The organism is Nodosilinea sp. AN01ver1 (assembly GCF_050565655.1).
Taxonomy (GTDB): domain Bacteria; phylum Cyanobacteriota; class Cyanobacteriia; order Phormidesmidales; family Phormidesmidaceae; genus Nodosilinea.
The window spans coordinates 1-23,386 of the sequence record NZ_JBNXVS010000036.1 but is presented as its reverse complement, the minus strand read 5'-3'; the positions used below and the strand labels follow the sequence as shown (position 1 = coordinate 23,386).

Annotated in this window: 22 protein-coding genes; 8 read left to right on the top strand and 14 right to left on the bottom strand. The window is 58.5% G+C overall.

From position 1 onward, the window contains the following. Positions 1–49: 49 nt before the first annotated feature. Entirely contained in the window at positions 50–178 is a 129-nt protein-coding gene (locus tag ACQ4N7_RS22055) for a hypothetical protein (protein ID WP_430713645.1), read from the bottom strand. A gap of 197 nt (positions 179–375) precedes the next feature. Between ACQ4N7_RS22055 and ACQ4N7_RS22050 the strand changes: the two genes are divergently transcribed. The 4 genes from ACQ4N7_RS22050 (at position 376) to ACQ4N7_RS22035 (ending at position 4,094) form a co-directional block, all read left to right on the top strand. Beyond that, positions 376–1,290: a glycine betaine ABC transporter substrate-binding protein gene (locus tag ACQ4N7_RS22050; RefSeq protein WP_430713644.1), complete on the top strand. Its 915-nt coding sequence runs from the start codon at positions 376–378 to the stop codon at positions 1,288–1,290. Positions 1,291–1,352: 62 nt separating this feature from the next. After that, on the top strand, positions 1,353–2,312 hold the full coding sequence (locus tag ACQ4N7_RS22045) for an ABC transporter ATP-binding protein (protein ID WP_430713643.1): 960 nt from the start codon (positions 1,353–1,355) through the stop codon (positions 2,310–2,312). After that, positions 2,309–2,941, top strand: coding sequence for an ABC transporter permease (locus ACQ4N7_RS22040; RefSeq protein WP_430713642.1), 633 nt, complete (start codon positions 2,309–2,311; stop codon positions 2,939–2,941). Before ACQ4N7_RS22045 ends, ACQ4N7_RS22040 begins: the two co-directional genes overlap by 4 nt. A gap of 136 nt (positions 2,942–3,077) precedes the next feature. Then, on the top strand, positions 3,078–4,094 hold the full coding sequence (locus ACQ4N7_RS22035; protein ID WP_430713641.1) for an endonuclease/exonuclease/phosphatase family protein: 1,017 nt from the start codon (positions 3,078–3,080) through the stop codon (positions 4,092–4,094). A 104-nt stretch (positions 4,095–4,198) separates the two neighbouring features. Here ACQ4N7_RS22035 and ACQ4N7_RS22030 read toward each other — a convergent pair whose 3' ends face one another. The 13 genes from ACQ4N7_RS22030 to purC all read right to left on the bottom strand — a co-directional run bounded on the left by ACQ4N7_RS22030 (position 4,199) and on the right by purC (position 18,059). Next, a complete protein-coding gene (locus ACQ4N7_RS22030; RefSeq protein ID WP_430713640.1) occupies positions 4,199–4,852 on the bottom strand; it encodes an ABC transporter permease in 654 nt (217 codons plus the stop codon). 70 nt (positions 4,853–4,922) lie between these two features. After that, positions 4,923–5,990 (bottom strand): ABC transporter ATP-binding protein, encoded by a 1,068-nt coding sequence (locus tag ACQ4N7_RS22025; protein ID WP_430713639.1) that lies wholly within the window; start codon positions 5,988–5,990, stop codon positions 4,923–4,925. Positions 5,991–6,105: 115 nt separating this feature from the next. Continuing rightward, complete coding sequence (locus tag ACQ4N7_RS22020; RefSeq protein ID WP_430713638.1) at positions 6,106–6,993, bottom strand: carbohydrate ABC transporter permease; 888 nt, start codon at positions 6,991–6,993, stop codon at positions 6,106–6,108. A 95-nt stretch (positions 6,994–7,088) separates the two neighbouring features. Beyond that, positions 7,089–7,988 carry a carbohydrate ABC transporter permease gene (locus tag ACQ4N7_RS22015; protein ID WP_430713637.1) on the bottom strand — a complete coding sequence of 300 codons (900 nt, stop codon included), beginning with the start codon at positions 7,986–7,988 and terminating at the stop codon, positions 7,089–7,091. A 115-nt stretch (positions 7,989–8,103) separates the two neighbouring features. Beyond that, entirely contained in the window at positions 8,104–9,345 is a 1,242-nt protein-coding gene (locus ACQ4N7_RS22010; RefSeq protein ID WP_430713636.1) for an ABC transporter substrate-binding protein, read from the bottom strand. A gap of 317 nt (positions 9,346–9,662) precedes the next feature. Continuing rightward, complete coding sequence (locus ACQ4N7_RS22005) at positions 9,663–10,325, bottom strand: biopolymer transporter ExbD (RefSeq protein WP_430713635.1); 663 nt, start codon at positions 10,323–10,325, stop codon at positions 9,663–9,665. Continuing rightward, positions 10,322–11,062, bottom strand: a complete 741-nt coding sequence (locus ACQ4N7_RS22000) for a MotA/TolQ/ExbB proton channel family protein (RefSeq protein ID WP_430713634.1) — start codon at positions 11,060–11,062, stop codon at positions 10,322–10,324. The genes ACQ4N7_RS22005 and ACQ4N7_RS22000 overlap by 4 nt, the downstream gene beginning before the upstream one ends. 104 nt (positions 11,063–11,166) lie before the next feature. Then, complete coding sequence (lpxB, locus tag ACQ4N7_RS21995) at positions 11,167–12,396, bottom strand: lipid-A-disaccharide synthase (protein WP_430713633.1); 1,230 nt, start codon at positions 12,394–12,396, stop codon at positions 11,167–11,169. Beyond that, positions 12,386–13,210 carry an acyl-ACP--UDP-N-acetylglucosamine O-acyltransferase gene (lpxA, locus tag ACQ4N7_RS21990; protein ID WP_430713632.1) on the bottom strand — a complete coding sequence of 275 codons (825 nt, stop codon included), beginning with the start codon at positions 13,208–13,210 and terminating at the stop codon, positions 12,386–12,388. The genes lpxB and lpxA overlap by 11 nt, the downstream gene beginning before the upstream one ends. A 48-nt stretch (positions 13,211–13,258) precedes the next feature. Beyond that, entirely contained in the window at positions 13,259–13,753 is a 495-nt protein-coding gene (gene fabZ / locus ACQ4N7_RS21985) for a 3-hydroxyacyl-ACP dehydratase FabZ (RefSeq protein ID WP_430713680.1), read from the bottom strand. A 106-nt stretch (positions 13,754–13,859) separates the two neighbouring features. After that, complete coding sequence (lpxC, locus tag ACQ4N7_RS21980) at positions 13,860–14,777, bottom strand: UDP-3-O-acyl-N-acetylglucosamine deacetylase (RefSeq protein WP_430713631.1); 918 nt, start codon at positions 14,775–14,777, stop codon at positions 13,860–13,862. Beyond that, positions 14,777–17,173: a BamA/TamA family outer membrane protein gene (locus ACQ4N7_RS21975; protein WP_430713630.1), complete on the bottom strand. Its 2,397-nt coding sequence runs from the start codon at positions 17,171–17,173 to the stop codon at positions 14,777–14,779. Before ACQ4N7_RS21975 ends, lpxC begins: the two co-directional genes overlap by 1 nt. A 130-nt stretch (positions 17,174–17,303) precedes the next feature. Continuing rightward, complete coding sequence (purC, locus tag ACQ4N7_RS21970; RefSeq protein ID WP_430713629.1) at positions 17,304–18,059, bottom strand: phosphoribosylaminoimidazolesuccinocarboxamide synthase; 756 nt, start codon at positions 18,057–18,059, stop codon at positions 17,304–17,306. 210 nt (positions 18,060–18,269) lie between these two features. Between purC and ACQ4N7_RS21965 the strand changes: the two genes are divergently transcribed. The 4 genes from ACQ4N7_RS21965 to ACQ4N7_RS21950 all read left to right on the top strand — a co-directional run. Beyond that, a complete protein-coding gene (locus tag ACQ4N7_RS21965) occupies positions 18,270–19,505 on the top strand; it encodes an LL-diaminopimelate aminotransferase (RefSeq protein ID WP_430713628.1) in 1,236 nt (411 codons plus the stop codon). Between the two features lie 177 nt (positions 19,506–19,682). Next, positions 19,683–20,330 carry an ATP phosphoribosyltransferase gene (hisG, locus tag ACQ4N7_RS21960; protein WP_430713627.1) on the top strand — a complete coding sequence of 216 codons (648 nt, stop codon included), beginning with the start codon at positions 19,683–19,685 and terminating at the stop codon, positions 20,328–20,330. Between the two features lie 534 nt (positions 20,331–20,864). Further along, positions 20,865–22,181, top strand: a complete 1,317-nt coding sequence (locus ACQ4N7_RS21955) for an MFS transporter (protein ID WP_430713679.1) — start codon at positions 20,865–20,867, stop codon at positions 22,179–22,181. A gap of 123 nt (positions 22,182–22,304) precedes the next feature. Beyond that, a partial coding sequence (locus tag ACQ4N7_RS21950; protein ID WP_430713626.1) for a peptidoglycan-binding protein occupies positions 22,305–23,386 on the top strand: 1,082 nt, incomplete at its 3' end.

The window sequence follows — 23,386 nt, the reverse complement described above, 5'->3', positions numbered from 1 at the left end:
CCTATCTAGTATGACACTGGCCGTAGGGGAACGAGGCCCCAAGCCTGCCTTAGCTGGAGGTTCTTACCGCCGAGGCGGCTACCTGGCGCAGCAGCAGCACCTGCCAGTAGGGAATTGGGGCGATCAGCACCGTGCCACTGCCCTCAAAGACGTTGACCAAAAACTCGCCGGAGGTCATGGGAGCTAACTACCAGAGCTGGCTCAATCATAGCGCTGCGATCGCCCGTCCCCTACAGAAAGCGTTAGCGGCATCCTGCCTGCCTTGCCCGGCAAAAACCTGCCGGAAGGAAAACCCGTGGCCAAAAATCCTGTGATATTCTCAGGGGAACAGCCCGGCGGCTGAGAATTTTGCTCAATGTCAGTCTTTTTAACTCTATGACGTTCTCTCGACGGTGGTTTAACCAGGCCTGCCTGGGGGTAGCGACGGCGCTGGTGGCGGTAGCCTGTGCCGGTGGCGGCGGCGGTGGTGGTGATGACGTGGTTAGCGTTGGCTCCAAAGACTTTACCGAGCAGCTGATCATTGGCGAAATGTACGCCCTGGTGCTAGAAGAAAACGGCTTCACCGTCGAGCGCAAGCTAAATCTGGGCGGCACTCCGGTGGCCCAGGCCGCGATCGAGAGCGGTGAAATTGATCTCTACCCCGAGTACACCGGCACAGCCCTGCTGACGGTGCTCAAGCTGCCCGTAAGCAGTGACCAGCAGGCCGTTTACGACACCGTGAAGCAGGCCTACCAGGATCAGTTCAACCTGGTCTGGCTTGACCCCTCGCCGATGAACAACACCCAGGCGCTGGCGATGACCGAAGAGCGCGCCGCTGAGCTAGACATTCGCACTATCTCAGACTTTGCCGCCCAGGCCAGTAACCTGACCCTGATTGGCCCGCCAGAGTTTGAAGTCCGCGAAGACGGGCTGGTTGGGCTGCAAGAAGCCTACGGCGATTTTACCCTCAAGAGCTACAAACCTGTCGATGCGGGTCTGCGCTACAAGGGCCTGGTCGATGGCGAAGCCGATGTGGCGGTGGCCTTTGGTACCGATGGCGAAATCAGCGCTTTTAACCTGGTGCTGCTCGAAGATGACAAAGGGCTGTTTCCGCCCTACCAGGTGGCCCCAATTGTGAGTCAGGCGGCGCTCGATGCTAACCCCGGCATTGCCGATGCCCTCAACCAGGTGTCGCCCCTGCTGACCGATGACGTGATGCGCCAGCTCAACTACGAGGTGAGCGGCAACCAGCGCGAACCGGCGGAGGTTGCTCAAGAATTTTTGGTCGATGCGGGCCTGATTTCTGAGTAGCCCCTTTATTTGAGCGATCCCCGGTAGACCCCAAACATCTAAAGGAATCCCCAAAGATACCCATGGGCACCATTCAGTTTGACGACGTTTCGCTGCGGTTTGCCGGGGGGGCGCGTCCGGCGGTCAACCGGGTGACTTGCCAGGTCAACGCGGGGGAAATTGTGGTGATTTTGGGACCATCGGGCTGCGGCAAAACCACGCTGCTGAAGATGGTCAACCGCCTCTACGAGCCGACCGGGGGCAACATCTTTTTGGATGGCGTCAATATCCGCAAGATCAAGGCCACTAAGCTGCGGCAGCAGATTGGCTACGTGATTCAGCAGTCGGGTTTGTTTCCGCACATGACCGTGGCCGACAACGTGGCGGTGGTGCCCAAGCTGCTGGGCTGGGGCAAACCCCAGATTCAGGCCCGCATTGACGAGCTACTGGAGCTGGTGAAGCTGCCGCCGGGGGAGTTTCGCGATCGCTACCCCGCTCAGCTCTCCGGCGGGCAGCAGCAGCGGGTGGGCATCGCTCGGGCGCTGGCGGGCAACCCTGGCATCATGCTGATGGATGAGCCGTTTGGGGCGATCGACGCAATTACCCGCACGGCCCTACAGGACGAAATTTTGCGCCTCCAGGGCCAGCTCAAAAAGACGATTTTGTTTGTCTCCCACGATGTGGAAGAGGCCCTGCGCCTGGCCGATCGCATTCTGGTCATGCGCCTGGGGGAAGTGGTGCAATTTGATACCCCCTTTAACCTGCTGACCCAGCCCGCCGACGAGTTTGTCTACAACCTGCTGGGGGCCGACGACATGGTGCGCCAGCTCGGTCTGCTGCGAGTCGGTGCAGCGATGATGGCCCTGCCGCCCAACTACAGCAACGGCCACAACCCTACACTTTCTCATCTGGACAGCCTGCGGGATGCGCTGTCGCTGATTCTCAAAACCGGAGCCCCGGCGCTGACCGTGATGGAGGAGGGCAACCCGGTGGGGCTGCTCACCCTCGACCACATTCGCGAGTCGGCGGTGAACGGGCGATGAGCTACCTGCTGAGCCAGCCCGGAGAAATGCTGAACCTGCTGCTGCAACACCTGCGGATGACGGGAATCTCGCTGGGCATTGCGATCGCCCTGGCGGTTCCCCTCGCGCTCTTGGTCTCGCGGCTGCGCTGGCTCTCCGTTCCCGTACTGGGCAGTTTAGGCGTGCTCTACACTGTCCCCAGCCTGGCGCTGATTATCTTTTTGGTACCCCTGTTTGGCCTTAACGCCACCTCGGTGATTGTGGCGATGGTACTCTACACCCAGGTCATTTTGGTGCGCAACCTGACCGTGGGCCTGGCGGGTATTAACCCCGCCGTGCTGGAGGCGGCGCGGGGCATGGGCATGAGCGTCAGCCAGCGCTGGTGGCGAGTGCAGGTACCCCTGGTGCTGCCGGTGTTTTTGGCTGGGGTGAGAATTGCGGCGATTGTCGCGATTGCGATCGCGACCATTGGTGCGAAGTTCAACGCGGGCGGCCTGGGTAAGCTGCTGTTCGACGGCATTCAGACCAACCGCTATGACAAAATCGTGGCGGGCGCGATCGCGGTAGCCCTCCTAGCCCTGGTCATCAACGGCCTGCTGCTGGCCCTGGAGCACTACGCCCAACCCCAGCGACGCCTGAAGAAATTGTAAAAGTTCTTTTTTATGTAAGAGTCATCCTGATGCGGCATCCTTTGGTAGGAGCATTGCAGTGCGATGCCCCTACGGTAAATTTGTCCTGACCCGATGGACGTTTGCGGTAAATTATCAGAGCAAACTTATTTTTGTTATGCCTATATCCCGCAGAAAACTTAAAGCTAACCTTTCTTATTCACTAAAGTTTCTGGGCTGGTTTTATATCGGTTCAATCATAGTTTGGTTTGGCTTGCGCCTGATTTTCTTTGACCAGTTTTGGTGGCTGGCGCTGCTGAATACGATCGCATTCTACCTATTTGTACCCGTTGTCTTTTTGCTTCCCCTAGGAATGCTGTTTCGGCAGCGGCGTTTGGTCTTTGGGTTGGCGATTCCTATTGCCATATTCGTAGGTCTTTTTGGCGATCTGCTGCTGCCGTCCTTTTCAAGGTCGGGGTTAACGCCACAAGCAACGGTCAACGTTATGAGCTTCAATATTTTGTGGAGCAATGAGAATTATGATCGAATAGCGCAGGCGATCGCAGCCGCCGATGCAGATATTGTTGGCTTTCAGGAAATTCGTCTCCCCAACACAGCGGTGCTAACGGCGGCTTTACCCGATTACCCCTACACCACCTTTCACCAGAGCGACCTCTATCACACCGTTGGCCTCGTCAGTCGATTTCCGATTGTTTCGACGCAGCCTTTACCTAACCCGCCCCTAGAACGAGGGATTGAGGTTGTCGTTGATATTAATGGTGAATTGCTGTCGGTTATTGTTGCTCATCTAGCCCCCAACAATATGCCGCTCTTTCCGTTGAATCGGTTTGCTGCTGAGACAAAAGATCGCTATACCCGCCGTGCTGCTGAAGTAGAAACCCTGAGTCAGGAAATTCAAAACCGCCGTTATCCTACAGTAGTGGTATGCGACTGCAACATGACTGACACCTCCCAAACCTACGCTCAGTTGCGCTCCATTCTGGTCGATAGCTTTCAAGACGTTGCATGGGGGTTGGGGCATACATTACGAATTGGTGCTATCCCTTTTCCAGTTCAAAGGCTCGATTATGTATGGCACACTGCCGACCTACAAGCTATAAAAGCTCATGTGGGCGATCACGGTGGCTCAGACCATCAACCTGTAATTACACAACTGCAATTCGCTCAAAAATAAGCTTTAGGGCAGACTTTAAAGAATGGCCGTTAAAAGTCGAATATGCACGGTGCCAAAGGTCAGCTTTCAACATTAAAAGGCTTTAGCACAATCCAACCGTAACCTTACGCCGATCGTACCCCTGGAGCCTGGGCGGCTCGCTGCACGGCACTCAAACCCAGCTCCGCTAGCAGCGCCAGCAGTGCCACGGGCACCGCCCCCACCAGCAAAATGGCCGGGTCGTAGGCGGCAAAGCCCAGCACAATAAAGGCTCCCAATCCGCCCGCGCCCACGAAGGCCGCCAGGGTAGCGCTGGCGATTACCTCTACCGTAGCGGTTTTGATGCCTGCGATGATCACCGGCAGCGCCAGGGGAATTTCAACGGTTTTGAGAATGTCGCTGGGGGGCATGCCCATGCCTGTCGCTGCTTCGCGAATGGCGGGGCTAATGTTTCTGAAGGCCACGTCGGTGCTGATGAGAATCGGCGGCATCACCAGCAGCGTCAGGGCCAGCACCGCCGCCGAAAAGCTCAGCCCCAGCACCGGCACCGCCAGAAACAGCACCGCCAGGCTAGGGATCACCCGCAGCGCGTTGAAGCTGTTGAGCATAACGGTAGAAACAATCCGCGATCGCGCACTCCACAGACCCAGCGGCAGGCCCACCACCAGCCCAATCGCCAGGGGCACCGCCACCAGCAGCAGGTGCTGTTGCAGAGCGGCGATGAGGCGATCGCTGTTGTCCAGCGCGTACTGGTAGGCGTTTTGCAGAGTCGGCAGCATTGGGCAGACCTAATGGCATTAAATTCCTTACCTTACCCCACGTTTGGCGTGAGAAAAGTTCAACGGAATATCAGGCGTTGAGCCGCTGTTCGGTTTCGCCGTCGAACCAGTGAATGGTTTCTGGCGGCAGGGCCAGGGTAAGGTTTTCTTTGCTCCAGGTGGCATCGGCGGGCAGCAGCGCTCGCAGGGTGAGGCTGGGGTCGCCCTGTACCCGCAAGCTGACCAGGTCGCTCATGCCGAGGTTTTCGACCAAAAATACGTCGCCGGTGACGGTCAGCGCATCATCTGGGCGAGGCAGCCGCAGGTGCTCGGGGCGAATGCCGAGCACAACCGAGGGGGACTGCACCCCAGCGGGCAGCGGCACCCGAAAATTGCCGATCGCCACATCATTGCCCGTGCGGCTGAGGGGAATCAGGTTCATTTGCGGGCTGCCGATAAAGCTGGCCACAAACCGATTAGCCGGGGTTTTGTAGATCTCGTGGGGGTGGCCCAGCTGTTGCAGATAGCCGTTGCTCAGCACCGCCACCTTAGTTGAGAGGGTCATGGCCTCGGTCTGGTCGTGGGTGACGTAGACAATGGGCGACTTTTGGTCGGCAAAAATTTGCTTTAGATCGGCCCGCACCTGCTCGCGCAGCAGCGCATCCAGGTTGCTGAGCGGTTCGTCGAGCAAAAACACGTCGGGGTTGCGCACCAGGGCGCGGGCCAGGGCCACCCGCTGCCGCTGACCACCCGACAGCTTGGCCGGTTTGCGATCGAGCAGGGGGTCGAGACCCAGCACCGCCGATACCTCCTGCACCCGCTTTTGAATGTCGCCCGCTGGCAGATGGCGCAGCTTGAGACCTGAGGCCACATTCTCGCCCACCGTCATGTGGGGGTAAAGAGCATAGCTCTGGAACACCATGGCGATGTTGCGATCGCCCGGTGGTAGCGGACTGACATCGCGATCGCCAATCATCACCCGGCCCTCAGTGGGCTGATCCAGCCCCGCAATCAACCGCAGAATCGTTGACTTGCCACAGCCCGACGGCCCCACCAGGGTCAAAAACTCGTTGTCTTGCACCGTCAGGTTGAGCTTTTTCACCGGCACAATGTCGCGGCTGTAGGCTTTGGTGAGGTTTTGCAGTTCGAGTTTAGCCATGATCTTGGGGAGTAGGTGAGTAGGTGAGTGGGCGAGTGGATGGGTGGGCGGGTGGATGGGTGGGCGAGTGGGTTGAAATTTCTAGGCTCATCCACCCATCTACCCATCCACCTACTTATCCCTTCACTGAGCCTGAGGTGAGGCCCTGCACAATGCGGCGCTGGAAGAACAGCACCAGCAGCACCAAGGGCAGGGTGCCAACTACGGTGGCGGCGGCCAGAGGGCCGTAGGGTACTTCAAACAGGGTGGTGCCGCCGAGCTGGGCGGCGGCGACGGGGATGGTTTTCATCTCTTCGCGGGTCATGAAAGTGAGGGCAAACAGGTACTCATTCCAGGCAAAGATAAAGGCTAGAATGCCGGTGGTGACCAGGGCGGGTAGGGTCATGGGCAGCACAATGCGGCCCAGCATTTGCAGGGTGTTGTAGCCGTCCACGCGGGCCGAGTCTTCTAAATCTTTGGGCAGCTGCTGAAAGAAACTGCGCATGACCAGAATAGTCAGGGGCAGGTTAATGGCGGTGTAGGGAATAATCAGCGCCAGGTAGTTGTTAGCCAACCCAAAGGCCCGCACCACTTCGAGCAGGCCTAAAAACAGCAAAATGTACGGGAACAGCGTGACCACCAGCACCAGCGCCAAAATCACCTGCTCTCCGGGAACCCGCAGGCGAGCCAGGGCATAGGCCGCAGGGGACCCCAGCGCCAGACACAGCACCGTAGACACGATCGCGACCAGGGCGCTGTTGAACATGTAGAGGTGAAACTGGTTGCGCCGAAACAGATCTAGGTAGTGGTCAAAGGTGAGCTGGTCGAGGCCAGGAAAGTACACCACCGAGTCGGCGGTGATGGCGGCGTTGGTTTTGATCGAGGTCAGCACTTGCCACAGCACCGGGGCCAGGCTAAAGATGACCGTAAAGGCGATCGCCACCCACAGCAGCACCCGCATCCAGGGAATGCCGCGATCGCTGGTTTGAGAAGGAGCGGGAGTGGTTTGAGGAACGGTGGTCATGGGATTTTGAATTGGGGATTGGGGATTGGGGATTGCGGATTTTGGATTAGGGATTAAGCGGCTTCTGCGCCAAAATCCAAAATCCAAAATTAAGCTCACTCCGTACTGGCCCGCAGGCGCGAAATGTAGAGCGCCGCCAGCGCCACGACCGCCACCAGCACCAGAAACGTCACCGTCACCAGGGCCGCGCCGTAGCCAAAGTCGAGATAGCGCATGACAGCGGCGTAGATATAGATCGACACCATTTCTGTCGCACCGCCAGGGCCACCGCCCGTCATCACCTGAATCAGGTCGAAAATGCCAAAGGACTGGGCGAAGCGAAACAGCAGGGCAATCACAATCTGCGGCGCAATCAGCGGCAGCGTGATCTGCCGAAAGCTCTGCCAGGGGCTGGCCCCATCCAGGGCGTGGGCTTCGTAGAGGTCTTGGGAAATCGACTGCAGCCCCGCCAGCAGCAAAATTGCCACAAACGAGGTCGTCTTCCAAACGTCGGCCCCGATCACCGCCACCATGGCCCACAGGGGTTCGCCCAGCCAGTTGATCGGGCCAGCGATCAGCTGTAGCCGCATCAGCAGGTCGTTCCAGACGCCAAACTCGGTGTTAAAAATCCAGCGCCAGGCCAGGGCAATCAGGGCGGTGGGCAAAGCCCAGGGCAGAATGGCGATCGTTCGCACCCAGCCCCGACCCCGAAAGGCCTGGTCGAGGCAGAGGGCAATAATCAGACCCAAAATCAGCTCAAAAATCAGGGTGAATACGGTAAAAACAGCCGTATTTCGCATACTTTGCCAAAACCGCCCGTCCTGGGCCATCTGCGCGTAGTTGTCCAGGCCACTGAACACAGGCTCCAGGTTATTGCTGAGGTTCTCCGTAAAAAAGCTCAGCCAGAAGGCCCGCAAAATGGGGAAAGCATAGACCAACAGCAGCAGCAGCGCCGCCGGCAGCAGCAGCAGCAAGCCGGTTCGCTGTTGTCGTTCTCGAATGTAATCCCTGGTCATGAGAGTGGGTGAGTAGGTGGGTGGATGAATGGGCGGATAAGTAGTCGGTAGAGAGTGTCGAACTCTGAATTTTGAACCTTATATTTAGGCCATCTGTTCTAAAGACCAAAATCGCCTATCCCTCAACGCCCAGGACACGGCGGCTTTCGCCTGCAGCCGCCGTCATAGCAGCTTCAGGGGTCATCTGGTCGGTGATGGCAGCGCTCAGGTAGCGCTGCAGAATGTCTGAGAGCTGGGCGTACTGCCCCACTGGGGGTCGCGGAACAGCGGTATCGGCCACCTCTAGCAGCTGTTCGTAGTGGGGGAATACCGCCAGCACCTCCGGGTCGGTAAACAGGGCGCGGCGGCTGGGTACGTAGGCAAATTCGGTAATGAAATCCTTCATTGGGCCAGGGCTGGTGAAAAATTCCACCACCCGCCACGCCTCCTCAGGGTGAGGAGTGGTGGCAGAAATGCCGAAACCCCACCCGCCCAAGCAGGCGGCAGGTTGCTCGTCGGCACTGTGTACCATGGGTTTGAGCGCGATGTTGCCCGCTACCGGCGAGCCCTCGCCATTAGCCTCGGCCCAGGCGTAGGGCCAGTTGCGCATGAACGCCGCATTGCCGTTCTCAAACTGTCGCAGGGCGTCTTCCTCAATGTAATTTGTCACACCGGGGGGAGAAATGCCCTGGGCAATCACGCCTTTCATAAATTCGGTGGCCTGAATTGCAGCGGGCTGATCGAGGCCGACTTCTAAGGTTTCGGGGTCAATCCAAAAGCCGCCGTAGCCCGCCACCAGTTCAACAAAGTTGGTGACCAGCCCCTCGTACTGCAGGCCTTGCCACACAAAGCCCCAGTTCACGTCGGTCTGGCCCTGCATGGTTTCAGAGGCCGCAATTAAATCGCTAAAGGTTTCGGGGGGCTGTAGCCCCACCTGATCGAGCAGGTCGGTGCGGTAGTAGAGCATGCCCATGTCGGAGCGAAAGGGCATGCGGTAAAAGCCATCTTGATAGATACCAGCAGCGACATCGGCCTCTAGAAAGTCAGCCAGGTTAGCTTCACTGACGCGATCGGAGAGATCCATCAGCCACCCGGCGGCGGCAAACTTGGGAATCCACACCACGTCTGAAAAGAGGATGTCGTAGGGCGAATCGCCCAGCAAAAAAGAGGTGGTGTAGAGGTTTTCAACCGCATCAGCGGCGTTAGGGCCGCGCACCATCTCAATGCGAATGTCGGGATTTTCGGCCATGAACTGGTCGGCTAGCCCCTGCATTTGGTCGGCTTCGACAGCCCGCAGCAAAAAGGAAATAGTGACGGGCTGCTGGGCTCGCACGTAGGCCCCAAACAGCAGCGCCCCAGCCGCAATGACCAGGGCCAACAGAATCAGACTCAGCCTTTTGCGGCTGAGGTTTAGCCATCTTAAAAAGGATCTATTGCGCAAAACAAAGCCTGGAAATCTATCGCTCCCAGGCTCGCCGCACAACCAACGCAATCTATATGCAGTCTATGCACAATCTGAGCCCTGAGACTCAGTACCGGCCAACCCAGGCTCCCCCATCAAACTGGAAAGCTGGACTGCTGGTATCTATCTTAGGGCTGAGTTTTGGCCCTGTTTCTGGACGGGTTTAGCCTGTTCTTTGCAGCGAACGTGATAATGCTGCGAATCGAGATTGTAGCCAGGCTTGATGGCACGCCCTAGTTGTCGGGCTGTGGTTCTGGGCTGGGGGCGGGCTGCCGCGGCGACGCTGGTTCGCTAGGGAAAAGCGGCGACTGAGGCGCAAAGGGATCGCCACCAGGCTGCTCAAATCCGGGGGGTAGTTCTTGACCATCGAGGCCATCCTGGGGAAATCCATTCAGGCCATCCTGGGGCAACCCTTCCGGCAGGTTGGGATCTTGCAGGCTGGGCTCAGCTTCTCCAGGCCCTAGAGTGGTATCGCTGGGTAAGGTGGCCAGGGCAACGCGATCGCCCCCCACCGCCCGCAGCTGATCGAGCACCGTCACTACGTCTTCGTAACGAGCATCGCGGGAGGCATAGAGCACAATTAGCCCGCCGGGGTTGACCTGGTTAAACTGCAGCAGCACATCGGTGAGCAGATCGAGGGTGACCGGCTGCTGGTCGAGGTAGACCTGGCCCAAACCATCAACGCTGACGTAGAGGCGATCGGCCCCCTCTCCTACCTGGCCGGGCAGCGGCTGCCCCGTATTGGCCGTCGGCAGATCGAGATCAATGGCCTGCTGACGAGTCAGGCCCACCGCCGCCAGAATAAAGAAGGTCAGAATGCAGAAAATAACGTCGATCAGCGGCACAATTTCCAGGCGCACGTCCTGGGAAGGCGTGTCGAGCAGGTCTACTTTCATGGCGAGGGAATCTCCGTCGAAGGCGCAGCGTCGGCAGTAGACGAATTGGGCTCACCGGAAGGCACTGGGGCTACCGCAGGCAGGGGTTCAGGCACTGGAGACAGACCGTAGCGCTGCGCCCAGCTCTGACGGTAGAGCAGCTCTAGCTCGCTGCCCGCCTGGCGAAACATCTTCGCCTGACCAAAGATAAATCCCTGAAACAGCCGGTAAAAAGCCAATGCCGTAATGGCAATAATCAGGCCAGCGGCGGTGCTAATCAGCGCCTCGCTAATGCCCAGGGAGGTGCCTGCGGTGGCGTCGCCACTGCCCAGGTCGCTAATCTGAATCGACCCCAGGGAGTTGATTAGCCCCAGCACCGTACCCAGAAGCCCCAGCAGCGGGGCCAGGGCAATGACGGCCTCTAAAATTTTGTCGCCTCGCCCCATAATGGCAAGTTCTTCGTTGGCGGCGGTTTCTAGGGCCAGGCGAAACACTTCGGGGTCGGGCGTCTGCAGTTTGAGGGGGGCCGAGAGAAAGCGCCCCATCGGCAGGAGGCTAGAGCGTTGGGCAATCTCGCCAGCGGCGGGCCAGTCGCGGCGGGCGGCCTCCAGCACTCGACCCGAGACTTCGCGCTCGCGGGTCAAAATGCGCGACCAGAACCAAATCCGCTCCAAAATGGTGCCTACCGCCAAAATTGACAGTAAGAGCAGCGGCCACATGGCAATGCCGCCACGGGCAAATAGCTCGGTTATATTCACTAGATCCTCCTATCACCACGGACCGCTCTGTCTGAATGTGACAGCCCGGCCTCTCTCCGGCAAAGCATAACAATTGTAGTGACTTTAGGAACGCTTCAACAGTTTCAGGCCAATTCTACCGGCTGGCGTTCGGCCAGAGCATCTAGAATCAGATCCGCCGTGCGCTGGCAAGCACCAGGTGGGCCCAGTTCTGCGCGCATTTTGGCGTAGCCCGATCGCATGGTTTGGCGAGCGGTTTCGTCGTGTAGCAGGGTGAGGGCGGCGGCGGCGATCGCCTCTGGTGTCGCCTGCCACTGTAAAAACTCGGGCACCACCGGCTGGTTGACCACCAGGTTGACCGGCGACACGTAGGGCACGTCGAACTTGAGCAGATAGTGGGCAATGCGGGCGCTGAGGGGATGAATGCGGTAGGCCACCACCTGGGGCACGTCCATCAGGGCGATTTCTAAGTTAGCGGTGCCCGACTTGGTAATGGCGACATCGGCGGCGGCGATCGCAACCTGGCTGTCTTCGGTGATCACTCGCCCGTTCAGCCCGTGGGCCACCACCCCCTGCTCAAAGCTGGCCTGCAGCGCCGGTATCGACACCGGCAGCAAAAACGTGACCTCAGGGCACTGGGCCTGAATGCTCTGGGCCGCTTTGAGGATGGCGGGCATTAGATACTTGACCTCCTGGCGGCGAGAGGCGGGCAGCAGGGTAACGACCGGGGCAACTGGCGATATCCCCAGCTGCTGGCGAGCGGCGGCCTGGTCGGCAGGGCCGGGGTAGCGATCGACCAGGGGGTGGCCCACCCAGGTAGTCTCGGCCCCAAAGCCCTGGTAGTAGTCGGCCTCGGCTCTGAAGATGGCCAGAATGCGATCGCTACAGCTCACCAGCCGCTGGGTATCTTTTTCTGAAAAGGCCCACACCCACTGCTGCGGGGCAATGTAGTAGACCACCGGCACCTGGGGATGTTGGTCTTTGAGGTAGTCACCCATCGCCAGGTTGGGGTTCATGTAGTCGATCAAAACGGCGATATCGGGCGGGTTAGCGTCCAGAGCCTGTTTGGCCTGGCGCTGAATTCGCAGGGTGGGCAGCAGGTAGGGCAGCGCCTCAAAAATACCCACTGAGCCAATACCTGTGGTTTCACCCACCAGCGTCGCCCCAGCTTTCGCCATACGCGGCCCGCCCAGGGCGGTAATGTCGAGGGAAATGTGGCGATCGCGGGCGCGATCGCGCAGCGCCTCGATCAGCAGCGCCCCTTGCAAATCGCCAGACACCTCGCCGGTGCTAATAAAGACTCGCTTTCGGCTGGGCTGATCCATGCCTCGTGCCGCTCCCAGACTAGTCGTCATCGCTGTGCTTGCTCAGCCGTCGGCCTGGGGTCAACCCCCGGCGATCGGGCTGGATAGCCGCCTGCAAAAATTGGCTAAAGTGGCTGACCAGCTCATTGCCACCGCTCTGGCCCAGCTTGGCGACCGCATTACTCAGCGATTCGCCCGAGCGATAGACCAGACGATAGGCCTGTTTCAGCTCCCGATAGGCCTGGGGATCAGCCGTCAGGCCCGCCCGCTGTAAACCCACCTGGTTGAGCCCCCGCACGTAGGCCGGGTTGCCGTTGATCAGCGTAAACGGCGGCACATCGCGATCGATGCGGCTGAGGCCGCCAATCATCGCTAGCCGGCCAACATGCACAAACTGATGCACGCCCACTAAACCGCTAATGCGCGCCCCCGACTCCACGTATACATGCCCAGCCAGGGCCACCGAGTTGGCAATGATCACATGGTCTTCTACCACGCAGTTGTGAGCCACGTGGGAGTAGGCCATCAGCAAGTTGTTGCTGCCCAGCAGGGTGGCAGCCCCCGCATCGGTAGCCCGATTGATGGTGACGTACTCGCGGATCAGGTTGTTGTCGCCAATCACCACCCGGCTCATGGAGCCGTCATACTTGAGGTCTTGCGATTCTAAGCCAATGGCCGCTCCCGGAAAAATCCGGTTTTGGGCTCCAATTGTGGTGTCACCGTCGATCACCACGTGAGCCCCGATTTCGGTACCGGGGCCGATCGTTACCTGCTCGCCAATAACCGCATAGGGGCCAACCTTAACCGTAGGATGCAGATGAGCGCCCTCATGAACCACTGCCGTGGGATGAATCAGGGTAGTCAACGGCCCGCCTCCAGAACCCAGGGTTTGCAACATAGACACATTATTTACCTATTTCCCCTGAGGAGTCGGAGACTCCACCACCGAAAACATCAGCTCGCCCTCGCAGACCAGCTGTCCATCAACTTCGGCCCGCCCGTGCATTTTGCCAAACCGCAGCCGCTTCATGGCCAGGAGTTCGACGGTCATCACCAGCTGATCTCCGGGCACCACCGGACGGCGAAACCGCACCTTGTCAATACCGGCAAAAACGCACAGCCCCTCAACCCCCGGCACCTGCATCAGCACAATGCCGCCAACCTGGGCCATGGCTTCAACAATCAGCACCCCCGGCATAATCGGCCGACCGGGAAAATGCCCCTGAAAATGAGGTTCGTTGAAGGTGACGTTTTTGAGGCCAACGGCCTGCTTACCCGGCACATAGTCAATGATGCGATCGACTAAGGCAAAGGGGTAGCGGTGGGGCAGTAGCGCATAAATTTCTTCGGCACTATAGCAGGTCTTGCAGGAATTTGCCGCAGTACTCTCTGCCGGGGCCGCTTCGATTGGATCTAGGGTGGTAGTCACAGGGCTGGATGCAGTTACGTCAATCACAGTAGATGGATCAAGAACAATAGGTGAAATAGGCAAGTTGTCTAGCTTGATTTTGCCACTAGAGGGTACCCTCGCCGTAGTCCAGGGCCGAAACCAGGGCGGCTGCCAGCTCGCCATGCAGACGGTGGCTAGCTTTGTAGGCCACAATGTGGGCGATCGGCAGACTGCCCAGCAGGCTTAAATCACCGATTAAGTCCAGCATTTTATGGCGAGCGGGTTCGTTGTCAAACCGCAGGGGCGGGTTGAGCCAGCCCTCCTCACCACACACCAGCGCGTTGTCTAAGCTACCGCCCTGAATTAACCCGCTGGCCCGCAGCTGATCGACCTGGTGGGCCAAACCAAAGGTGCGGGCTGGGGCTACAGCGGTGGCAAATCCCTCAAGGCTAAAGGGGTCAGCCTCGGGGGACCAGCTAAACCACTGATTGCCAATGGCCGCCACCTCAAAGTCAATACCGTAGGTAAACCGCAGCGCTGGGGCCGGGAAGGCCGCCACAAAGGCATCGCCGTGGGTAACCGTCACGGGCTGACTGAGGCGGGCTACAGACCGGGGCTCAGACTGAATGTGTCGCCCAGCCTGACGCAGTGCCTCAACCCAGCCCAGGGCCGACCCGTCGAGCAGCGGCACCTCCGGGCCAGTAATCTCAATGCGAACATTGTCAATACCCAAACCGACCAGGGCCGCCAGCAGATGCTCGACGGTGCGCACCGCCGCTTCTCCCTGGCGCAGCTCGGTGGAGAGCATGGTCGGTTTCACTGCCTCCAGATTGGCGGGCACAGTAGGCTGCCCTGGCAGATCGGTACGCACAAAGCAGCGCCCCTGACCAGGTTCTGCCGGATGCAGGGTGACAGCGGTGGTAGTCCCAGAATGCAGCCCAATGCCCTCGCGGGTCACAGCACGAGCCAGGGTAGTTTGAGCTGGGGTATAGCTCCAGCCGTCCTGGCGCGACATCGCAGCCTCAGAACTGGTTTGAGCCATTAGAAACGCTCCCCAAAGCCGAAGTGAATCCGTCCTTGCCCCTCATTGCTAAAGCCGTAGTCAATGCGCAGAGGGCCTAGTGGAGTTGAGAGCCGTACCCCAGCCCCATAGCCAATACCAAAGCCGGGCTTGCCCCGCGATGGTCCGGGGGCACCGGGTACGGCATTACCGCTGCCCAGGTCGCTACCGACGTCTACAAAGAGGGCCCCACCCAGGAACGAAAACAGTGGGAACCGATACTCGGCGGTGAACTGGGCGTAGCTGCGGCCGCTGCCCACCTCGCCTTCGTCATAGCCGCGAATGGAGTTGGTGCCGCCCAGCGCAAAAGCTTCGTAGGGAGGTACATCGCCTATGATGGTGCCCGCCTGAATGTTAAAAGCCAGCGCCTGGGGACCCTCGGAGAAGTTCAGCAGGCTGAGGGGAATGTAGTAGCTGTAGCTGCCCCGCAGCCGGTTCATAAAGATGCTGCCGCGCCCCAGCGGGATGGACTGCTCGGTATTGAGACGCAGAATGCTGCCGCTGGTGGGGTTAAAGGCGTCGTTGCGGCGATCGAGAGTAGCGCTAACTGGGAAGGTCCACAGATCATCTACCCCGCTACTGCTGGCGGTCAGGGGGTTACCCGCCGCATCTACCGCGTTGACTCGGCCCCCTTGATCGCGAGCCGATACGTTTTGATACAGAGTACCTACGGCCACCGTCCAGCCGTTGTCGAGGGGACGGCTGAAAGTAATGCCGGTACCCAGACGGCGAATGCGCACCTGATCGCCGTTAGGGAGATCAATGGGGTTGGGGCCATCCTCAAAGTTGAGGTTGTTGGCTGAACGAGCAAAGGCGGTAGCGGTGTAGGAGGTGCGGAAGGGGTCGCCCGCAATCCAGGGATCGGTAAAGGACAGATCAAAGAGAAGTTCTCGGGTGCTGAGCTGGGCCTCGGCGCTAAACTTCTGATTGTTACCGCCAAAGTTATCCTGCCGGAAGCTGACGGTACCAAACAGATCGCCGGTAAAGTTAAAGCCCAAACCTGCCGCCACCGAGCCCGTATTGCGCTCAGAGACGTTGACAATTACTTTGACCTGACGGGGGTCATCCTCTGCCGGCTCTAGCCCCGGCACCACATCCTCAAAAATGCCTAGGCCAAACACCCGTTGAAAGTCTTGCTCAATCCGGGCCTGGTTGAACACCTCGCCGGGCTCGGTTTCAAATTCTCGGGTGATGATAAACGGACGGGTTCGTCCCCGAACAGGGTTTCCTTCATCATCAACGGACTGACCCAGATCGTTGATGTAGCGCACTTCGATGCTTTCGATCACCCCTTCGGCTACTTCTAGAGTAACGACTCCCTCCGGCGAAACCTGCGGTGCTGCCACTACCTGGGCCAGCACATAACCCTGGTCTTGATACCACTGGTTGAGCTCTAGGATGCCCTCCTGGAAGTCAATCAAGTTGATGATTTCGCCCTTTTGCTCGTCGAAAATTTCATCGACTACGGTCTGGGGCAGCACCTCGTTGCCCTGCACCCGCACATCGGTCAGCACCGGGTTGGGCTGCACTACGAATGTCACCCGTACCCCGAGGTCGGTGTCTTCGGGTTGGGCATCGACATCGGCAAAAAAGCCAGTGGCGAAAATACTGTTGATATCCTGCTGAAGCTGGGTGCGCGTAGTTGTGCGTCCGGCTTGAGTGTCAATGACGCTGTAGACGAGGTTTTCGAGGGAGGGATCCAGCTCTCCCTGGGTGGGCTGCACCTGCACCTCGGCTACTAGCACCCGAGGCTCTTCGGCTTCTTGAGCCTCCTCAGTTTCTTCCGCTGCTTCTTCCGGAGTTTCGGGATTTTCTTCCGCCGCTTCGTCAGGGGTTTCGTTATCGGGGTCTGACTCGTCAGGGGTTTCGGTTTGCCCCGGCTGGTTGGGCGCAGGCTGAGGCTGACTGCGGCGCTGCACGGCTCCGTCTAGAATGCGCTGGGCTTCTTCGGGGCTAATCTCGCGCGGAGTGCTGGGGGTCTGAGCTAGCTGGGCACTCTGCGGCTGAATCGCGTCTGGACCGGCGATGGGCAAGGAAACGGCCGCAGGCTCTGCCGTCGCTTCGCCATCGCTAGCGCGGTAGCTGTCGATGGCTCCCTGCAGTACCTCAGCAACAGGGCTACTGCCCGCATCGGGCTGCGTCAGTCCAAAATCGAGGGTACCGTTAGCTGCGGCGGAGTTGGGCTCTGGGGCGACTACTGGGGCAGCTAGGGATGAGGCGCTCTGGCTATAGGCTGAATCAACAGCCTGACCAGATTCAGGAGAAGAGTCTTGGCGCAGTTCTGGAACGGCTGGGTTGGCCTGAGCTGGAGCTGGAGCCAGCCCTACTAGCCCTGAAGTCGCCAAAACAGCTAATAAATAATTAGAAGATACCCGCATCTAAAACACACCTGCTAAACACGTCCACACACCAATCAAAGGCCCATCTCCCGGGCTTAGAGCCAGGGAAAATAGCCCTGGGGCGGGCCGCTGCCCCCGCAATCGGACAAATTCTACCGCATCGATGGTGCTAATTCTTGGTTGATTGTGCCAGCACCCGCTCTAGCACACGCTGGTAAGCCGCTTCGACCTGGCCCAGGTCCTGCCGAAATCGATCTTTGTCGAGCACCCGCTGGGTTTCGTCGTCGGTGGACTGATCCCACAGACGGCAGGTGTCGGGGCTGATTTCGTCGCCCAGCAGGATCTGCCCCTGGGCGTCAACGCCGAACTCTAGCTTGAAGTCGACTAGAGTAATGGCGCAACCCGCAAAGAAGTCGGTCAGGATTTGATTGATGCTGAGGGCAAGACGGCGCAGGGTGGCGATCTGTTCCTCGCTGGCGATCGCCATAGCGCGAATGCGATCGCCCGTCAGCAGCGGGTCGCCCAGCTCGTCGTTTTTGTAGTAAAACTCGACCAGGGGCGGATCCAGGCGCTGGCCCAGGGGCAGGCCGGTCTGTTTGCACAGGCTGCCCGCCGCCAGGTTGCGCACCACCACTTCGAGCGGAATGATCTGGAGAGCTTTGACCTGCATAGTGCGATCGCCCGTGGTTTCCAACCAGTGCGTTGCAATCCCCGCTGCCTCCAGCTGGCGAAATAAATAGGTAGAAATGGCGCAGTTGATCGGCCCCTTGTCGACAATCTGCCCCCGCTTTTGAGCGTTAAAGGCGGTGGCGTCGTCTTTAAAGTAAGTGATCAACACCGCCGGGTCATCGGTGGCGTAAATAATTTTGGCCTTGCCTTCGTAGAGCTTTTCGCCCAGGGGCGCGCCAGAGGTATTGCCGGACATGGTTGGGCCGTAGTAGCGACACCCCATAGTAGCGTTTGGGGCTATTTCCTCAACGCATCTACCGTGACACCCAAAAGCAGTGGCCCAACGATGGCGGTAACCGAGGGTTTGCGGCCTAGGACACGCAACAGTTCGCCGTAGGGCTGTACCCTTGCTGTACCCTGGTTTAAGTAACCGTAACCATTACCCATAACCACTGCGCAACGCCCCATGGCCACCATCAACGACAACTATCTCAAGCTCAAAGCGGGCTACCTGTTTCCTGAAATTGCCCGTCGAGTGGCGGCCTTTGCCGAGGCCAACCCCGACGCGCCAATTATCAAACTGGGCATTGGCGATGTTACTGAGCCGCTGCCCGAGGCCTGCCGCACCGCTATGGTCAAAGCGGTAGAAGATATGGGCGATCGCGACAATTTCAAGGGCTACGGCCCCGAGCAGGGCTACCTGTGGCTGCGCGAAAAAGTGGCCCAGCACGATTTTCAAAGCCGGGGCTGCGACATCGACGCCAGCGAAATTTTCATCTCCGACGGCTCCAAGTGCGACTGCGGCAACATCTTAGATATCTTCGGCAGCAACAACTCGATCGCCGTCACCGACCCGGTCTACCCCGTCTACGTTGACACCAACGTAATGGCTGGTCACACCGGCCCCGCCAACGAAAAGGGCGAGTACGGCGGCCTCACCTACCTGCCCATCAGCGCCGAGAACGCCTTTACCGCCAGCATCCCTACCGAAAAGGTAGACCTGATCTACCTCTGCTTCCCCAACAACCCCACCGGGGCCGTCGCCAGTAAAGAGCACCTGCAGGCCTGGGTCAACTACGCCCGCGCCCACGGCTCGATCATTCTGTTCGATGCTGCCTACGAGGCCTTCATCACCGACCCTGCGGTTCCCCACTCTATTTATGAGATCGAGGGAGCGCGGGACTGCGCCATCGAGTTTCGCTCGTTCTCTAAGAATGCGGGCTTTACCGGCACCCGCTGCGCCCTTACCGTGGTGCCCAAAACCCTGATGGGCAAAGCCGCCGACGGCAGCGACGTCGCCCTCCACGGCCTGTGGAACCGTCGCCAGTCCACCAAGTTCAACGGCGTATCGTACATTGTGCAGCGCGGAGCTGAGGCGGTCTACTCGCCTGAGGGGCAGGCCCAAACCAAAGCGCTGATCGACTTTTATATGGAGAACGCCCGCATCATTCGCGAACAGCTCACCGCCGCAGGCATTGCCGTTTACGGCGGCGTCAACGCTCCCTACGTGTGGGTCAAAACCCCCAACGACCTCACCAGCTGGGACTTTTTCGACAAGCTGCTGCACAGCTGCCACGTCGTCGGCACCCCCGGCTCTGGCTTCGGGGCCGCAGGCGAAGGCTACTTCCGCATTTCGGCCTTCAACAGCCGCGACAACGTGAACGAAGCCATGCGCCGCGTCACCGAAAAATTTCGGGTTTAGCAACATCCCCTCTCAGCCCGGCACTGAAGTGGCCGGGCTGAGAGCAAAAGTCCTTTAACAAGATCTGGCGCTAGCTGAACCGCCGTAAATTGCAAAGATATTGAGCTGCCGTAGGGTGGTCATTGCCCACCAGCCAGCGCGTCCTTATCCATTCAGATATTGCTCAGGAAGAATCCCATGCTTACCATCGCGCTGCCCAAGGGCGGCATGCTCAAAGACAGCATTCGCCTGCTTCAGGCCGTGGGCCTCGACTTTAGCCTGTTTCAGGACAGCGCCAACCGGCAGCTGCAAATTACCGACCCCACCGGACGGGCCAAAGGGCTGCTGGTGCGCGCCCAAGACGTACCGGTCTACGTGGAATACGGCCAGGCCCAGCTGGGTATGGTCGGCTACGACGTGCTGCGCGAGAAACAGCCCGCCGTGGCTCACCTGGCCGACCTGGGTTTTGGCGGCTGCCGACTGTCGGTGGCGGTCAAAACCAACAGCCCCTACCGCTCGGCCCTAGATTTGCCCGCCCACAGCCGGGTCGCCTCCAAGTACGTCAACTGCGCCCGCGACTACTTTGAGAGCCTGGATTTGCCGGTGGAAATTGTGCCCCTCTACGGCTCAGTCGAACTCGGGCCAATTACCGGCATGTCGGAGGCGATCGTCGATCTGGTCTCTACCGGCAAAACCTTGAAAGAAAACAACCTGATGGAACTTGAAGTGCTCTACCACAGCACCGCCCGGCTGATCGCCCACCCGCTCAGCTACCGGGTCAACCCCTACGGTCTGAAGGAGCTGATCGATCGCCTGCGCGAGCAGGCCGAGGCCGTTGCGGCGTAACCAGCCAGAAAATTCACCTGAATTCAATCGTTTTCATAGAGAAATACTTAGGCAAACTGGGGGGCGATCGCCCCGTCAATCGGTCTGTGGTAGCAGGTGCTCTGGCCCAAACTTCGTCACAATAAAGACAGCAGTACGATTTGTGTATCGACCGCTCCGGCATCCGGCAAACGCGCTAGCGTTTAAAGCATCCAGATTACAGATTTGAGCTGGCGCAACCGCCGCCGCCCGTACATCTAAGCCCTAGTTGGGGCATCTGTAGTCTGTTTGGCAATGCTGGCTCCAGATGACGTTGCATCTTGACCCCTATCGAGATCATATGAGCTGCCGTCAGATAGCGCTGGGCAATCCCGCGCCTAGCGGCAGATAAAGACCTTCCATCTGTTGCAACCAGCTGTGGCATAAATTTGGGTGCCGATAAGTTGCGAGCGAGTCAGTCGCTGCTGACGACCGCACCCCCCCGGCGACATTTGGAGACCCCGTTTGACTTCCCCACAGACAAAGCCAGAGCTAAACTTCTGGCAGCTTTGGAATATGAGCATTGGCTTCTTCGGCATTCAGTTTGGCTGGGGGCTGCAGATGGCCAATACCAGCGCCATCTTCGAACACCTGGGAGCCGATGCCGATCAAATTCCGATTCTGTGGCTAGCGGCCCCCCTCACCGGCCTGATTGTGCAACCCATCATCGGCAACCTCAGCGACAACACCTGGGGGCTATTGGGCCGTCGCCGCCCTTACTTTTTAGTTGGCGCTATCTTCGGCTCTTTGGCGCTGCTGCTAATGCCGAACGCGGGCAGCCTGTGGATGGCCGTTGGCCTACTGTGGATTTTAGACACCGCCGCCAATATCAGCATGGAGCCGTTTCGGGCCTTTGTCAGCGACTTGCTACCGCCCAAGCAGCGCACTAAGGGCTTTGCCATGCAGAGCTTATTTATTGGCCTGGGGGCGGTACTCGCTTCCGCCCTGCCGTGGCTGTTGTCCAATGTCTTTAAGGTGCAGGCCAGCACCACCAACGATGTTCCCTTAGCGGTCAAAATTTCGTTTTACACCGGAGCCGTCTTCTTCCTGGGCACCGTTCTGTGGACCGTATTCACCACTGAAGAACGGCCTCCCCGCGATATGGATGCGTTTCGAGAGCAGCAGGAACGGCGGTTGGGCATCGGTGCCACGGGCCGAGAAATTCTTACCGCCTTTCGGCAAATGCCTGCCACTATGCGGCAGTTGGCTTGGGTGCAGGGGTTTAGCTGGTTGGGCATGTACTGCGTTTTTTTGTACTTTCCAACGGCGGTAGCCCATAACCTGTTTGGCGCAGTTGATGAGGCCTCAGCCCTCTACAGCCAGGGAATTGAGTGGGCGGGCATCTGCATTGCAGCCTACAACGCGGTCTGTTTTGGCATGTCGTTTTTGCTGCCTCGTCTGGCGAGGATTACGAGTCGCCCGATCGCCCACGCGCTCTGTCTAACCTGCGGCGGGCTAGGGTTGATTTCGCTCTGGTTTGTGCCGTCGCCCCGCTGGGTGCTGCTGCCCATGCTGGGTTTGGGGATAGCCTGGTCGAGCCTTTTGTCGTTGCCCTACGCCATGCTTGCAGGGGCGTTACCGGCTCGCAAAGGCGGCATTTACATGGGCATTTTCAACATGTTTATTGTGCTGCCTGAGATTATTGTTTCTTTGGGCCTGGGGTGGATTATGGCCCATCTGCTCGACAACAATCGTCTGCTGGCGGTGATGCTGGGTGGGGTTTGCTTTTTGATCGCGGTGCCTCTGACGCTGCGGGTGAAAGAAGCCACTCCACAACCAGTGGTTCAAACGACGCTGCAATCGGCGCTGGAATCGGAGGCGGTTGCGAAATAAGGCTGTGTTGGGTGCGATCAAAGCCTTTGCCACTTTAGGTAGTCGCAAGCAGCTAAAACGCTTGTTCTCTTACTAAACCTGCTGGTATATGTTAATTTCCTTTCACTACCACAGGGTTGGCCAATGCTGGAAGGTTTAGCTTACCTGCACTGTAGCTGCATCTACGAACAAAACGATGAAACAACACGTATCAGCCTCAAACCTCTCAAGGGTTTAGTGGGGCTGTCACTAGCATTTTGCGCCTACATCACAGGCTCCCAATCGACCGAAGCGGCAACCACTACTCTACAGCCCGGAGATTCAGGTGCAGGCGTTGAGTACTTAAAAGAGCGCCTCCGTAAAGCATGGTGCTTACCTCAAGCAATAACGAATAATGATAACTATGACGAAGTGACAGCAGCAGCCGTCAAAAGTTTGCAGCGGCAGCATGGCTTGCTGATGAATGGCGTTGTGGATGAGCAGACCGCTAAAGTAATTGAAGACGGCAAGATGTGTTATGCACCAGAAGATAGCGCAGCCTTAAAGCTTGGAGACGCGGGCGAGGAAGTACGCCTACTAAAAACTCAGCTTAGCAATTGGGGCTTTCCACTGACTGGGCAGCGCCTACAGCCCACTGGCACCTTTGATCCAACGACCCAAGTTGCTCTAAAGGAATTTGAAGACTTTTTTGGCTTAAAGCCAGATAGTATACTAGACCCACTGGATTCTGCGCTGCTCTGGAAACCTCGACAAGAAGTACTAGCGTCGCTGCTTCCAAACCTTAAGGGAGCACCAGCTGATATCCTTCCTTTGATCATTCCACTTCTAGAGTCTCAGAACCCTGATCATCGGAAGGCTGCGATAGCGAAACTACGTAGCAGGAGGCTTTATGCAAAAGAAGCCGTTCCAAATCTCACCGCACTCCTACAGTCTCAGGATCCAGACGACCGTCAGAACGCAGCGGGTACTTTGGGTGCCATAGGATCTGATGCAAGGGAGGCGGTTCCTGCCCTCATCACCCTGCTAGAATCTCAAAATCAACAAGATCGCAACGCTGCGGCAAACGCGCTCGGTGGAATAGGAGCTGATGCAAAGGAGGCAGTTCCTACGCTGATTTCGCTCCTAGAGTCTCAACATCAACAAGATCGCAGCGCTGCGGCAAACGCACTGGGCGAGATAGGAGCTGATGCAAAGGAGACAGTTCCTACGCTGATTTCGCTCCTAGA